2 protein-coding genes are annotated in these 1,993 nt (G+C 60.9%); one reads left to right on the top strand and one right to left on the bottom strand.

Annotated features, from left to right (window positions below; genetic code table 11):
• Window positions 1–78: 78 nt before the first annotated feature.
• Window positions 79–714, bottom strand: a complete 636-nt coding sequence (locus tag AC1DJT_RS36450; protein ID WP_476836029.1) for a DUF1062 domain-containing protein — start codon at window positions 712–714, stop codon at window positions 79–81.
• 892 nt (window positions 715–1,606) lie between these two features.
• Between AC1DJT_RS36450 and AC1DJT_RS36445 the strand changes: the two genes are divergently transcribed.
• Window positions 1,607–1,993 (top strand): transporter substrate-binding domain-containing protein (locus AC1DJT_RS36445; protein WP_476836028.1); only part of this gene is annotated, 387 nt, incomplete at its 3' end.

The raw sequence follows: 1,993 nt of genomic DNA, 5'->3' as shown, positions 1-1,993 counted from the left end.
ATCCAGGAGGCCAGGACGCCCGTTGCGAATGAACAATGACGTCACGTGGGCCAGAGATTTCAGGCCCACGTGACGTCGTTACAGCGGACCGCCCAGCGCCAGGGGTCTCCATGCGTGTTCCCGGTCAGCCTCGGTGGAGAGGTCGATCGTCACCTGCGTACCCGTTCTGATACGCCGCTTCAGGATGTCGGTGCGGTCCGGACTCGTCCGAAGCGCGCCGCCCTCGTGAAGCGTTTGGAGCCGTGCACGCGAGACCCGCAGCTCGGACGCCAGCAGCCGGTCAAGGCGCGTGCTGGTCGGAAGCGTAACCTTCAGGTCGATTTCCAATGTCGTCCAATTCAGGGTGTCGCGCAGGACCTCCTTTTGGATATCAAACTCGGGGAATTCTTCGACGCGCTGCGCCTTGCGCCTCAATGCTTCGAGATTGAAGGTCTCTCTCCGGATCCATTGCGGATCGTTCGCGTGTAGCGCTTCCAGCACGGCAGGATCGATGTCGCGGACATTCTGCCGCTCGAAGATCGGTCGGTTCCATGTCTTATCGCAGCTCAGGCATTTGTAGATCAGCCACGCATCAAGCTTGCGACCGTTGGCGTTGAGCCGGATCTTGCCGCTGGATTGGAAGGCTCTCAAGCCCCCGCATCCGCTGCAGGCAATCCAAGGCTGGGGAGCAGTCTGGGGGATGATGGTCCATCGAACCCGAAATGCATTGCACATGACGTCTTGGTCTTCCGTTCGGAAGTCCACCAAGAGGGTGCATGAGACGACCCTTGCGGGCACGGTGTGGCGATGTTTCGGGCGGCTGAAGAGCTGAGACAGCGGCGCTGCTCATGGCACAAAATAACAATGCCAAACCGGTCTCTTGCCGCCACCCGATGAACATGATCATACGCGGACAGCGCGTTGCTATCCGACAGTACGGGTGAAACTGGATTGAGACCGGTGTTTACTTAGGCAAAGTCGACCTCGGTGCGCCAAAGCTCTTCACCCACAGCGATACCAAATCATCGGTCCGAGATGGAGTCCTCCGGCGCGCCGGGAATCCGAAAGCTGCCAGGTGCGGCTTCCATGCAACTTTGTGGTGCAGAGAGCCGAGATCGCCCTCGCTCGGTCGTCGATACTCGGCCTATCGGCTTGTCACAAGGGCCGGTGGGTCCGGCTTGATGATCGGGATGGCGAAATCCGAGGCACGCCTTCCCTCCAGCTGGCACGGCGCAGGCCGCCCCCGTCCGTCATTGAGCCGAGAGTCCGCGCCCCAGCTAAAGCGGCGGACCTGTCCTCGAGCGCCTTCCAGTTCCGCCCACGGACGGCAATAGCCCGAAGAAGGCCGATTTCACCCGATGCTGACCGGCAGTGCGCCGCAGGTTTGGCACCTCACTGAGAGCTGCGGTCATGGCGCGGGTGATATTCACCGCCCCAACTCCCGGCAAACAGCCCCGCCATGGCCGGTGGCGGCGACCACCGAAGCGCACTGCGTTGACCCTGCAATCAATTGGGCGTAGCAGTAATATGTTACGCCTTACGTCTTAGTGCCACTGCGACGGGAGATCCCGTTAAGGCATGGCGCCTCGCACAGCTTGAAGATTTCTGCCGTCAGGAGATTTCGCACATGCAGATCCGATTTTTGCGACCGCTTTCCCGTGTACTCGGCCTCGCGTTCCTTAGCGGAATCGCCGTCGCCGGCCTGATTAGCCCGTCTTATGCCCAGAACACCCTTGAGCGGATCAAGAGCCAGAAATCGGTCAGGGTCGGCTTCTCAAATTTCGCTCCGACGTCTTTCGTTGGGCCTGGGGGTGAGATCACTGGCTCCTCCCCCGAATTGGCGAAGGCGTTCTTCAAGAGCCTCGGCGTCGAAAAGGTCGAAGGAGTGGTCGGCGAATTCGGCTCACTGATCGGAGGCCTGCAGGCGCAGCGGTTCGACATGATCGCGGTCGCGATGCAAATCCAGCCGCGGCGCTGCGAGCAGATCGCCTTCGGTGACCCGGAGATGCAGTTG

The organism is Allobosea sp. 05T422_2 (assembly GCF_056396265.1).
This window is presented reverse-complemented; position numbering and strand designations above follow the sequence as displayed.